This window comes from Sphingomonas sp. P2_B6 (assembly GCF_056404755.1).
In genome coordinates this window covers 57,305-69,441 of the sequence record NZ_JBFUDK010000017.1, presented here as the reverse complement: position 1 = coordinate 69,441, position 12,137 = coordinate 57,305, and the positions used below count along the sequence as shown (strand labels likewise).

The 12,137-nt window shown below is 66.7% G+C and carries 13 protein-coding genes; 4 read left to right on the top strand and 9 right to left on the bottom strand.

Going from position 1 to position 12,137, the window contains the following annotated elements:
- Positions 1–22 precede the first annotated feature (22 nt).
- Positions 23–337, top strand: coding sequence for a hypothetical protein (locus AC1DX5_RS20155; RefSeq protein WP_465172241.1), 315 nt, complete (start codon positions 23–25; stop codon positions 335–337).
- A 51-nt stretch (positions 338–388) separates the two neighbouring features.
- Here AC1DX5_RS20155 and AC1DX5_RS20150 read toward each other — a convergent pair whose 3' ends face one another.
- The 3 genes from AC1DX5_RS20150 to AC1DX5_RS20140 form a co-directional block, all read right to left on the bottom strand.
- Entirely contained in the window at positions 389–1,552 is a 1,164-nt protein-coding gene (locus AC1DX5_RS20150; protein WP_478017041.1) for a saccharopine dehydrogenase family protein, read from the bottom strand.
- 132 nt (positions 1,553–1,684) lie between these two features.
- Positions 1,685–2,134, bottom strand: coding sequence for a glutathione S-transferase family protein (locus AC1DX5_RS20145; protein WP_478017039.1), 450 nt, complete (start codon positions 2,132–2,134; stop codon positions 1,685–1,687).
- Positions 2,080–2,355 carry a hypothetical protein gene (locus AC1DX5_RS20140; RefSeq protein ID WP_478017035.1) on the bottom strand — a complete coding sequence of 92 codons (276 nt, stop codon included), beginning with the start codon at positions 2,353–2,355 and terminating at the stop codon, positions 2,080–2,082. Before AC1DX5_RS20140 ends, AC1DX5_RS20145 begins: the two co-directional genes overlap by 55 nt.
- Before the next feature lie 57 nt (positions 2,356–2,412).
- On the opposite strand from AC1DX5_RS20140, the gene AC1DX5_RS20135 reads away from it, so the two are divergent.
- Positions 2,413–2,865: a MarR family winged helix-turn-helix transcriptional regulator gene (locus AC1DX5_RS20135; protein WP_465172244.1), complete on the top strand. Its 453-nt coding sequence runs from the start codon at positions 2,413–2,415 to the stop codon at positions 2,863–2,865.
- A 428-nt stretch (positions 2,866–3,293) separates the two neighbouring features.
- Here AC1DX5_RS20135 and AC1DX5_RS20130 read toward each other — a convergent pair whose 3' ends face one another.
- On the bottom strand, positions 3,294–4,733 hold the full coding sequence (locus tag AC1DX5_RS20130; protein WP_478017032.1) for an FAD/NAD(P)-binding protein: 1,440 nt from the start codon (positions 4,731–4,733) through the stop codon (positions 3,294–3,296).
- Between the two features lies 1 nt (position 4,734).
- On the bottom strand, positions 4,735–6,537 hold the full coding sequence (locus AC1DX5_RS20125) for an ABC transporter transmembrane domain-containing protein (protein WP_478017031.1): 1,803 nt from the start codon (positions 6,535–6,537) through the stop codon (positions 4,735–4,737).
- 167 nt (positions 6,538–6,704) lie between these two features.
- On the opposite strand from AC1DX5_RS20125, the gene AC1DX5_RS20120 reads away from it, so the two are divergent.
- On the top strand, positions 6,705–7,919 hold the full coding sequence (locus AC1DX5_RS20120; RefSeq protein ID WP_478017030.1) for a polyhydroxyalkanoate depolymerase: 1,215 nt from the start codon (positions 6,705–6,707) through the stop codon (positions 7,917–7,919).
- Positions 7,920–7,932: 13 nt separating this feature from the next.
- On the opposite strand, the gene AC1DX5_RS20115 is transcribed toward AC1DX5_RS20120, so the two are convergent.
- The 4 genes from AC1DX5_RS20115 to AC1DX5_RS20100 all read right to left on the bottom strand — a co-directional run bounded on the left by AC1DX5_RS20115 (position 7,933) and on the right by AC1DX5_RS20100 (position 11,332).
- Positions 7,933–8,889 carry a glucokinase gene (locus AC1DX5_RS20115; RefSeq protein WP_478017028.1) on the bottom strand — a complete coding sequence of 319 codons (957 nt, stop codon included), beginning with the start codon at positions 8,887–8,889 and terminating at the stop codon, positions 7,933–7,935.
- Between the two features lie 77 nt (positions 8,890–8,966).
- The gene (locus AC1DX5_RS20110; protein WP_478017027.1) at positions 8,967–9,527 is read right to left on the bottom strand and encodes a DUF805 domain-containing protein; all 561 of its coding nucleotides are present in this window, start codon (positions 9,525–9,527) and stop codon (positions 8,967–8,969) included.
- Positions 9,528–9,565: 38 nt separating this feature from the next.
- Positions 9,566–10,744, bottom strand: coding sequence for an acetyl-CoA C-acyltransferase (locus AC1DX5_RS20105; protein ID WP_478017026.1), 1,179 nt, complete (start codon positions 10,742–10,744; stop codon positions 9,566–9,568).
- Between the two features lie 129 nt (positions 10,745–10,873).
- Positions 10,874–11,332, bottom strand: a complete 459-nt coding sequence (locus AC1DX5_RS20100; RefSeq protein WP_478017025.1) for a MaoC family dehydratase — start codon at positions 11,330–11,332, stop codon at positions 10,874–10,876.
- Between the two features lie 297 nt (positions 11,333–11,629).
- On the opposite strand from AC1DX5_RS20100, the gene AC1DX5_RS20095 reads away from it, so the two are divergent.
- A complete protein-coding gene (locus tag AC1DX5_RS20095; protein WP_478017023.1) occupies positions 11,630–12,124 on the top strand; it encodes a hypothetical protein in 495 nt (164 codons plus the stop codon).
- The last annotated feature ends 13 nt before the right edge of the window (positions 12,125–12,137 follow it).

Here is a 12,137-nt window from a genome sequence, read left to right as displayed (position 1 = left end):
CTTACGTCATTGGGGAACGGGCATGGGCGGGGCAACGGCAGCGGTGGCGGCAGCGGCGGCACGGGCGCGACGCAGGGTCATCTCGCACTTCATGTCGCGCAATGCGGTATCGCCGGACAAGGCGGTCAGCTTCACCCCGGCGCGGCGGATGGAGGAGAAATTCTTCGACCGCCTGCGCGAAAACGGCGTGATCGCGCCGGCGAAGAACGGGACCTGGTATCTCGATGTGCCGAAGCTGGATGCGTATCAGCAGGGCCGGCGGAAAAAGCTGGGCATGGCGCTGGCCGGCCTTGCCGCGGCACTGGCGGCGGGCGTGGGGATCGGGCTGCTGGGCTAACCAATTCCTCCCCGAGCTTGTTGATCTGTTCCTCCCCGGAACGGGGAGGATTTAGCCCGCCCGGAACGTCAGCCCGGCCTTCGCCTCGAGCCGCTTGACCAGCACCTCGCCGAGCAGCGCGCCCGGCGTCCAGATGCCGCCTTCACCCGCCACGTCCTGCACCAGGCAAAGCGCCGTCTCCGCGATCATCTTGCTGGTCGAGCCGTATCCCGGATCGCGGTCCCCGGTGACGACCGAGTCGATGCGCGAGCCGTCGGGCATCTCGCCGATGAACAGCACGTCGAAATAGCCGTTGTCGCGCTCTTCCTTCGACGGGCCTTCGCCGGGTTTCGGGCCCTTGTCGCTGGCCATCGGGTTGAATTTCGCGATCGCCTCGGCCGCCGCCTTGCCGATATCGCCGAGCCCGGCAACGATCATCTCGTCATAGACGAAGTCGGCACCGTACGCCTCGCCGAGCAGGAAATTGGTGCGGTGGACATTCTTGGTGTTGATCGGCGCCATGATGAAGGGGGCGACCCAGGCCTCGATCGTCTTGTCGTAATCGGGCAGCAGCCCGCGCGGCTGGCTCGGTCCCTGGAAGCCGGGGGTCAGCGAGAAGGGGTTGGTCAGCAGGCCGAGGATCGACGGATCGCGCGCCGCGGCGGCGAGCGTGGCCTTGAGGCTGGCGGCGGTACCGCCGGAAAAGGTACCGACCATCTTGCGCACCCGGCATTTCACGCGCGGGGCGGGCTTGCCGTATTTGCGCTTCGCCGCGTCCTGCAGGGTGAGCACGCCGAGGTCGAACGGGATCGAATCGAAGCCGCAGGAAAAGACGATGCGGGCGCCGGTGCGCTGCGCGGTTTCGTGGTGGGCGTCGATCATGTGGCGCATCCAGGCCGGCTCGCCGCAGAGATCGACATAGGCAGTGCCGGTCTCCGCGCAGGCGGCGACCAGATCGCTGCCGTAGAGCTGATAGGGGCCGACGGTGGTGAGCATCACCGTGGTGCGCTCGCACAGGGCCTTCAGGCTGGCGGGATCGTCCGAATTGGCGGTGAGCAGGGGCATGTCGGCGGGCGCCCCGATCTCGTCGCGGACTTCCTGCAGCTTGGACAGCGACCGGCCCGCCATCGCCCAGCGCGGCGCGTCGGGGCCGGGATAGGCCTGGATCAGATATTCCGCGACGAGGCGACCGGTGAAGCCGGTGGCGCCGTATACGATGATGTCGAAGTCGCGCATGTCTCACTCCCCTCGTCACCCCGGACATGTTCCAGGGTTCCACCTGTCCGCAGGCACGATGGGAGTGTGCGGCAGGGCGGATGCCGGAACAAGTCCGGCATGACGACTATCGGGTCGCGACGAGGGGAAGCCTCAGGCCGGCACGGGTTCGGGCGCGAACGAGGCGAGTTGCGCGTTCAGCGCGCGCTTGAAGGCGGGGCGCGCCATGCAGCGGTCGCGATAGGCGACGAGGTTGGGGAATTCGGCCAGCAGCGCGTCGTCCGAAACCTCGCGCAGCACCGTCGTCATGATGATGTCGGCGGCGCTGAAACTGCCCTCGAGATAGTCCTTCTCGCACAGCCAGCCCGACACGCCTGCGAGCCGCCCGCGCAGATTGTCGATCACCTGCGGGCGGCGCAGTTTGCCCCATTCGGCGTCCGGGTTGAACGTATCGATATTGACCAGGTCGAACACGAACGGCTCGACGCTGTTGAGCGCCGCGGTGACCCAGGTCAGCACGCGCGAGCGGCCCGCCGCGTCCTTGGGCATCAGCGCCGCGGAACGCTCGGCGATACGCAGCACCATCGCGCCGCTCTCGAACATCTGCACTTCGTCGTCGCGGTACGCCGGCACCTGGCCGAAGGGCTGCTCGCGGCGATAGCCTCGCCCTTGGCCGTTTCGAAACCGATCAGCCGTTCGCAATAGCCGATGCCGGCTTCCTCGCACGCCCAGCGCGGCCGCAGATCCCGGACGAAGCCGCGCGCGAAGTCCGGCACCCAGGCAAAGCTGGTAATCTCGATATCGGCATTGGGATCGATCGGCATGGGGCATCCTCTCACGAAGCACTTGACAGAATAAGTTGATATCAACATAAACCCGTCATGTCAAAGCCTGGACCGGTATCCGTCGATCAGACGCATTTTGTGCGCGATCACTGCCTGTGCCTGGCCACCCAGCGCGCGGCGCGTTCATTGTCCCGGCGGTTCGACGAAGCCTTCCGGTCGTTCGGCATCACCAGCGGCCAGTTCTCGCTGCTGAACGCGCTCAACCGGCCCAGGCCGCCGTCGCTCGGCTCGGTCGCCGACCTGCTCGCGATGGACCGCACCAGTCTCACCGCCAATCTCAAGCCGATGCAGCGCGACGGGCTGGTGCTTGTCGAGGCCGACCCGTCGGACCGCCGGATCAAGCGGCTGGTGCTCACGGCGGCGGGGCAGCAGGTACTGGCGGAAGCGATGCCGGTATGGACCAGCGTCCATGGCGAGATCGAGAGGGGGCTGGAGTCGCGTGCCGCCAGTGGCGACGCGCTTCGCATGGGCCTCGGCGCGCTGCTGTGAGCCTCATGGGACAGTTGTTGGAGATTCTCAGCGCGGCGCCTCGCGACGGGCGCTTCCCATGGAGGTCGGATTTCAAGCAGGCACTTGATATTTAATAATATTGTCTGAAGCGCTTGCCAAGCGGCGGCCCGAGATATGGGACAAGCTGGTGTCCCATATCTCGGGCCGATTTTCCTGTGATCGTGGCCGCTTGTGACAGCTTGCCGTCGAGCTCGATTCAACCGCGCCACGGGACCTGGCATGTCATCCCTTGCACCCGAATCCGACTAGCGCAAAAAACTTAGTTGGCTGGAATCACCTCTCCCCGTTCGCCCTGAGCTTGTCGAAGGGCTGTTCTTTCTTCCGGAGAAGATGAAGAGCAGGGCTTCGACAACCCCGGATCAAGTCCGGGGCCGAACGGTAGGGGGTAAATCCAGCTCAAATATGCTCTAGATGCCCGATCCAAGATCCAGGAAGTCGCCGGCGCTGAGATGCGCGGCTTCGGGATTGGCGAGGTGCCCGACCAGCCGGTCGACCTGGACCGCGATCTCGGGGACGGCGGTGATTTCCCACCATTGCGGGCAGGTCAGCGCGCCGAGCGCGAACAGCCAGGTCGAGGCGCGGCGATCCGAATCGAGCAGGGCGCAATTGTCGGTTTCGAGGCCGAGGCCGAGCGCATCCGGCAAGGCAAGACCCTGGTCGCGCAGGTCGGCGAGCAGGGGGATGGCGATCGCGCCGGCATCTCGGCGCGGCCCGGTGCAGTTGACCACGCGGGCGGCGGTGAAGCGACGCTCGCCGCCGTTGCGAGCGGCGAGGGCGACCTCGACCTTGTCTCCGACCAGGCGATAGCCGCGCAGGCGCGCCGGCAGGATCTCGAGCCGGCCACGCGCGGCCTCGGCGTGGAGCGCGTCATGGATGCGCTGCGCCATGCGGTGGCGGTGGACGTCCCAGCGGGTACGGAGATGGCGGAGGAACTGGCGCTTCTCGCGCGTGGACCAGCTGCTCCACACCGCCGGGATGGCGGGGCGGGCGGCGTCGAACACGCGCTGCCACGGGATGCTCCGCGCCTCGGCAGTGGCGACCTGCTCGCGGATCAGCCGCATCAGCCGGCGCGGGGAGGCGGGCAGGGCCGCTTCGAGGAAGGCCGGCCAGGTGCCGCCGGCCGCATGCACCTGGGGCAACAGGCCGCGGCGCGAGGTGGCGAGGATCGGGCCGCGATGGCCGGCGGCGCTGAGCTTCAGCACGATATCGACGGTGGTGAGGCCGGTACCGAGCAGCAGCACGGGGTCGTCGGCAGCAAGCCCGTCGAACGCATCATGCGCCCAGGGGTCGGGCACGAAGCCGGGGCTGTCATAGAACCATGAGTCGGGCCCGCCCGGCGCGCGCGGGGCGAGGTTGCCGGTGGCAAGCACCACGGCATCGACCGGGATCTCGCGGCCGTCGCTCAGCCGGACGGTGCGGTCGGGTCGGGCGAGCACGCGGACCGCTTCGCCGCGGACCAGCGACAGGCCGGGCCCGTCGTCCGTGACCAGCGCCGCCTCCAGCCGCTCCTCGAGATAGGCGCCGAAAAGCGCGCGCGGCACGAACACGCCGTGCAGGTCGCCGCCGCTTTCCGCCATGCCGGTCGAGAGGGCTTCCCGGGCGTTCGGGTTCGCCTGCAGCCAGTCAGCGAAGCCGGGTGTGAGCCCGACTTCCATCCGGCTGATCGGCACGTTGAGCAGATGCTGCGGCGAGCACGCGCCATAAGCGAGGCCGCGGCCGATCCGGCGGGTCGCCTCGATCACGATGACGCGGAAATCGGGGCGCGCGGCGGCCAGCTTCAGGCCGAAAAGCGCGCCGCTCATCCCGCCGCCGATCACCGCGACGGTGTGGACAGTCGGTCTGGTCAAGCTACGCCGCCTCGCTGAACTGCAGGCTGGCGAGCCGCGCGTACAGCCCATTCTGGCCGATCAGCGAACCATGCGTGCCGCTTTCGACGATCTGCCCTTCGCTCATCACGATGATCCGGCCTGCGGCGCGGACGGTGGCGAGGCGATGCGCGATGACCAAGGTGGTGCGGTCCTGCATCAGCCGCTCCAGCGCTTCCTGCACCAGCCGCTCGCTCTCGGCATCGAGCGCGCTGGTCGCTTCGTCGAGCAGCAGGATCGGCGCGTCGCGCAGCACCGCGCGGGCGATCGCCACGCGCTGGCGCTGGCCGCCCGATAGGCGCGCGCCGCCTTCGCCCATGAAGGTGTCGAGACCCTGGGGCAGCTTGCGCAGGAATTCGGCGGCATTGGCGATCTCGGCGGCGGCCCAGAGCTCGTCGTCGCTCGCTTCCCATTTGCCGTAGCGCAGATTGTCCCGGGCCGAGGCGCCGAAGATCACCGTTTCCTGCGGCACCATTGCGATGTGGCGGCGGATATCGGCGGGGTCGGCATCGGGCAGCGGCACGCCGTCGAGCAGCACGCGGCCGGCATCGGGATCGTAGAAACGCTGGATCAGCTGGAACAGGGTGGTCTTGCCCGCGCCCGACGGGCCGACCACCGCGACGGTCTCGCCCGGGGCGATCGCCAGCGAGAAATCCTGCAGCGCGGAGACTTCGGGCCGGGTCGGGTAGCGGAAAGTGACATTGTCGAACTCGATCGCGCCGCGCGCGGTCTCGGGCAGGGCGACGGGATGCGCCGGCGCCCGGATCTCGGGGACTTCGTCGAGCAGTTCGGCGAGGCGGCCGGCGGCGCCCGCGCCGCGCAGCAGGTCGCCATAGACTTCAGTCAATGCCCCGAACGCCCCCGCGACCAGGCCGCCGGTCAGCACGAACGCCGCGATCGATCCGCCGCTGATCCGGCCGGCGGCGACGTCGACCGCGCCTTCCCACAGCACCATGGTGATCGACCCGAAGATCAGCCCGATCACGATCGCGGTCATCACCGCGCGCAGCGCGATGCGGCGCTTGGCCGCGGCGAAGGTGGCGGCGACGGCAGTGCCGAAGCGGGCCGCCTCGCGATCCTCCTGGCCAAAGGCCTGCACGATCTTCATCGCGCCGAGTGTCTCCGAGGCGATCGAGCCGACATCGGCGACCCGGTCCTGCGAGGTGCGCGAGAAATTGCGCACGCGCCGGCCGAGCAGCACGATCGGCATGATGATGATCGGGATGCCGAGCATCAGCATGCCGGCCAGCTTGGGCGACAGCGCGAACAGATAGATCATGCCGCCGACGCCGGTGAAGCAGTTGCGCAGCGCGACCGAGACGGTGGTGCCGACCACCTGTTCGATCAGTGCGGTGTCCGAGGTCAGGCGCGAGGAGATTTCCGACGGCCGGTTCTCCTCGAAGAAGCGCGGCGCGAGAGTCAGCAAATGACGCTGCACGGCGGTGCGGATATCGGCCACGACTCGCTCGCCCAGCCAGGAGACATAATAGAAACGCACCGCCGTCGCGAGGGCGAGCACGACCACGATCATCAGCAGATAATGGAAGGAATTGGTGACCGAGCCGTCGGCGCCGGGGCCGAAACCGCGATCGATCACTTTCTTGAAGCCGTATGGGATGGCGATCGTCGCCGCCGAGGTGACGAGCAGGGCCAGCAACGCTGTGACGATCTGGCGCGGATAGCGCGAGGCGTGCTGCCACACCATCCTGAGATTGCCGAGCTGGCGCCGCGATTCGGCGGGCTTCGCGACGGAAACGGCGGGTGACGCGGGTAGTGGCTCAGCCATGCCGGCGGAGTAGGGCCTGTCCTCCGCCTCCGCAATGGGCGAGAAAGCGATGCGGGTGACCCGCTCCGGGTCGCGGACCCAAATAGTATGTCCGTTTCGATTGCGTATGCTGCGCTGCACACCTATGCATTGATCCGACAAACCAGTTTTCCGATATTGGGTACGCAATGCTCTACGACGCCTATGAAATGCAGAAATCGATGCTGGCGGGCGCCAGCGCGATGGCCAATTTCGGTGCAGGAATGCTGTCGAACCCGGCCAATCCCTTCGCCTATTTCGGTGGCGGCTCGATCGTCAGTTCCGCACTGGAAGTGTTCGCCCATGCGTCGGCGCCGCGCGGCAAGCCGGCCTTCGGGCTCGATCACACCATCATCGACGGCAAGCAGGTCGACGTTGTCGAGGAGATCGCGCTGCGCAAGCCGTTCGGCCAGCTCAAGCATTTCGTGCGCAAGGGCGTGAAGGGCGGCCCCAAGCTGCTGATCGTCGCGCCGATGTCGGGCCATTACGCCACGCTGCTGCGCGGCACGGTCGAGCGCATGCTCCCGGTGGCGGATGTCTATATCACTGACTGGCGCGACGCGAAGCTGGTGCCGCTGAGCGACGGCAGCTTCGATCTGGACGACTATATCGATTACATTATCGAGTTCATGGAGCATGTCGGGCCCGGATCGCACATGCTCGCGGTCTGCCAGCCTTCGGTGCCCTGCTATGCCGCGGCCTGCCTGATGAGCGCCGACAAGAATCCGGCGCGGCCAAAGACCCTGACCATGATGGGCGGCCCGATCGACACGCGCGAGGCGCCGACCGCGGTCAACACCCTGGCGACCGAGCGGCCGCACAGCTGGTTCGAGAACAATGTCATCGCGACCATCCCGGCGACCTATCCGGGCGCGGGGCGGCGGGTCTATCCCGGCTTCCTGCAGCTCAGCGGGTTCATGACGATGAACCTCGGCAACCACATGATGTCGCATTACGAGATGTTCAAACATCTAGTGCAGGGTGATGACGACAGCGCCAACCAGACCAAGGATTTCTACGAGGAATATCGCTCGGTCTGCGACATGACCGCTGAATTCTACCTCCAGACGATCGACGTGGTGTTCCAGGACCATTCGCTGCCCAAGGGCACGATGACGCATCGCGGCCGCCCGGTCGATCCGGCGGCGATCACCGATATCGCCATCCTGGCGATCGAGGGGAAACGCGACGACATCTCCGGTCTCGGCCAGACCAGGGCGGCACTGAAGCTGGCGACGAAGCTGCCGGCGGCGAAGAAGAAATATCTGGTGGCCGATGCCGGCCATTACGGCATCTTCAACGGCGGCAAGTGGCGCAACCAGATCGCGCCGGTGCTGGAAGAGTGGATGGCATCGAACGCCTGACCGCCCCGGGCCGCTAGTCGTTGTGTAGTGCGGCGGCGGCGCCCATCAGTTCCAGGTCGGAGCGGTTGACGATCGCGATCGGCACCTCGCCGAGCTGGCGGCGAAAGGCGTCCTTCGCCTCGAGCCGGCTGCGGAACCGGGGATCGCTCAGCTGTACCTGCAACGCGCGCGGGATTGGCCCGGTCAGGTAAACGCCTTCCCATGCACCATAAGCGAGCACCAGATCGCCGATGAACGCGCCGAGATAACCGGCGAACATCCTCGTCACCGCGGTCGACACCGGATCGCGGCCCGAGGACCGCGTCACTTCTTCGGGGCTGCCGATGGTCCTGCCGCCCTCGGCCAGCGCGGCATAGGCCGCGACCAGCCCGCCGGCGCTGAGCAGCGATTCGGCGCTAGCCGGGCCTCGCGCACGAATGAAGGCCGCAAACTTCTCCTCGTCAGGGCTACCCGGCGAGAAGCCCATATGGCCCGCTTCGCTGGCGATCGGCTGGAGCCTGCCGTTCGATCCGGTGACCAGCGCGGCGACCCCGAGCCCGGTGCCGATGCTGAGCACGATATAATTGCCGCCGGGCTGGACCAGGCGCGTCGATTGCGCGCCGATCGGGGTGAAGGCGCTCTGGTTGAGGGTCGTCAGCGCCAGCGCGGTGGCGGCGCATTCGTTGAGCGCCTGGGGGCGCGACCGAAGCACTGCCTCGACGCCCGAGAGCGAAATATACCAGCGGCTTCCGGTGAGATTGATCAGGTCGCCCCGCGCCGCGCCGGCCACCGCGAGCACGCTGGGCAGCACCGTATCGCGCTGATTGACCTCGGAAAGATAGGCGAGCAGCGCGCTGGTGAAGGTGGCATGTTCGGCGGTGTGATAGCTGCGTACGTCGCGCGGGGTGATGCCCACGCCGCCGCCGGTCAGCGCAAATCGCACTGACTGTCGGCCGATATCAGCCACTAAACCAATTGCGTTGCCGGTCATCCGCCCCTCCATCGCCCTCCTGTCCGGAGGGGCAATCCTGTGAGCGGTACCATAGGGCGCGGGTGCTTACTCAGAAGCTAATGCGCTGCCGAAAGGGCGGTTTCGTCGGTCGATCTTATCCGTGGGTCAGGCCCGTAGCGATTTTCGCCTGGTGTTCCGGGCAGTAGGTACAGGACGAGATTCGCAATCATTGCCATCGTTCCGATCAGCACCAGCGGCGTGGTCAGCGGCGTCCAGGCGAGCCATCGATGAAAACCCATAAAGTGTATCGATGGGCCATGGCCATCAGCGCTGTGAGGCAGCGTGAACAGGACCGCGACCACGACCGCCACCGCTACCCAAAGCAGCGCCCCGCCACCCGAACGACCCTGGTCATGCAGACGCCGTACCAGCAGTGGAACAAAGGGCCAGCTAAGCGCCAGCGACCAGACCGGTTCGACGCTGGCAGACAAGGCTGGCGGCAGTGTGTGGTCAGCGAAAGGTGCCAGGAGATGCACCATCAGATTGGCCAGGATGCCGAAGACCCAGAAGACGACGACTTCGCTCCGGGTCGAGCGCCCGTGGAACCGGAAGGAATGGGTCAGCGCGCGCAACGCGAGCCACGGTGATACCCGATTGTCGATGTACCGATCGTTCATGAAGCGGGAGGGTGCCGCCGGGCACCCTCCCGGTCAAGTCAGAGGACCTCGAACAGGCCGGCCGCACCCTGGCCGCCGCCGATGCACATCGTCACGACGACATATTTCGCGCCGCGGCGCTTGCCTTCGATCAGGGCGTGGCCGGTCGCGCGTGCGCCGGTCATGCCATAGGGATGGCCGATCGAGATCGCGCCGCCCGAGACGTTGAGCAGCTCGTTGGGGATGCCGAGCTTGTCGCGGCAATACAGCACCTGCACCGCGAACGCCTCGTTCAGCTCCCACAGGCCGATATCGTCCATCTTCAGGTTGAAGCGCTGGAGCAGCTTGGGGATGGCGACGACCGGGCCGATGCCCATCTCGTCAGGCTCGGTGCCGCCGACGGCGATGCCGACATAACGGCCGAGTGGCTGGAGCCCGCGCTGCTCGGCGAGCTTTTCTTCCATCAGCACCGAGGAGGACGAGCCGTCGGAGAGCTGGCTGGCATTGCCGGCGGTGATCGTCATGCCCGGGCCCATCACCGGCTGGAGCGCGCGCAGGCCCTCGATCGTGGTGTCGGCGCGGTTGCCCTCGTCCTTCGCCAGCGTCACTTCCTTGTAGGTGACTTCCTTGGTCTCCTTGTTGACCACCGCCATGGTCGCGGTGACCGGCACGATCTCCTTGTCGTAATAGCCGGCGGCCTGGGCGGCGGCGGTGCGCTGCTGCGACTGGAGCGCATATTCGTCCATCACGTCGCGGCTGATGCCGTAGCGCTTGGCGACGACCTCGGCGGTGCCGAGCATCGGCATGTAGATGTCCTTGTGCATCGCGACGAGCTCGGGGTCGGGCGCGACGTTCATCTTGGGCGTCTGGACGAGGCTGATGCTCTCCACGCCGCCGCCGATGGTGATGTCCATCTGGTCAGTGATGATCTGCTTCGCGGCGGTCGCGATCGCCATCAGGCCCGACGAGCATTGGCGATCGATCGACTGGCCGGCGACGCTCACCGGCAGGCCGGCGCGCAGCAGCGCGGTGCGGGCGATGTTGCCGGCCTGGTGGCCCTGCTGCAGCGCGCAGCCGAACACCACGTCATCGACCTCGGCCGGATCGATCCCGGCACGCTCGACCGCTGCCTTGATCGAATGGCTGGCAAGGGTGGGCGAGGGGGTGTTGTTGAACGCGCCGCGATAGGCGCGGCCGATGGGAGTGCGGGCGGTCGAGACGATGACGGCGGAACGCATGGGTATTGATCCTTCTGGTTCATCCGCCCCTTCCGCTGGTGGGAGGGGCGGGGGAGGGCCTGTGGGGAGTGACGACGGCCCTCCCCTAACCCCTGCCGCAAGCGGGAGGGGGACTTCCAAGGGAGAAAGTTAGACGAAAATCTGGGCGATCCATTCGGCGATCATCGCGGGCTTTTCCTCGCCCTCGATCTCGACGGTGAATTCATTGGTCTGCTGCCACTGGCCGGGGCGCTTCTCGATGAATTCGATCAGCTTGAACCGGCCGCGCACGCGCTTGCCGGAGCGGACCGGCTGGAGGAAGCGGACTTTGTTGCCGCCATAGTTGATCCCCATCTTCACGCCCTCGATCTTCGGCGCGTCGGGCACCTTCGAGGCAAGCAGCGGCATCAGCGACAAGGTGAGGAAACCATGCGCGATGGTGCCGCCGAACGGCGTCATCGCCGCCATTTGCGGGTTCACATGGATGAACTGGTGATCGCCGGTCGCGTCCGCGAACTTGTCGATCATCTCCTGGCTCACCTCGACCCAGTCCGAGATCGTCTCGGTGCCGATGCGGCCCGCCATGTCCTGCGCGGTGATGGTCGCCATGATGTCCTCAGGGGTAGTTGGATGTGAAAACCCTCTAGGCACGCCGCCCCGGCCCGCGCAAGCCTCGGCTGACCGGAAACATTAATTGCGGCGATGACGTAGCGTCCCTGGCTCGCGAATCCGGCAACCGGCGCGGCGGCAGGAGCGGACCCAAGCTTCTAAAAGGCGTAGCGCCGAATCGCACCCGTCGCAATTTCGTCGAATCCGTCGAACGCCGCACCGTCCCGACCGGGCGCTGCGATAGGAAGATTGCGACACCTCGCCGATTGCGAGGACCGAGATTTACGGAGCTCACAGATGATTTTCCACGTTTCGATCGATGCCGACAATCCACAGCATGTCGCCAAGGTGATTGCCGAGCTGTGGGACGGCCAGGCCACGCCGTTCCCGCCCGTGATCGAGGGCAGCTGGGTGGCGATGGCCGGCGACGAGCGCAACACCATCATCGAAGTCTATCCGCGCGGCACCGAGCTGGTGCCGGCCGATGGCGACGCCGATTGCTATGGCGTGATCGGATCGCCCGATCGCCGTTCGGCGACTCACATCGCCATCGCCACCCGCATGGGCGCGACCGACGTCTTCGCCATCGCCGAGCGCGAGGGCTGGCCGGCCAAATACCGCAAGCGCGGCGGCGCGTTCGGCGTGATCGAGTTCTGGGTCGAGGGCAGCCGCATGATCGAAGTGCTGACGCCGGTGATGCAGGACGAATATCTCGGCGCGATGACCGTTGGCAACTGGAACGCGATGCTCGCGTCGATTGCCATGAGCCAGCGCGTGCCGGAGATGGCGTAACCCCGAGTCCTCC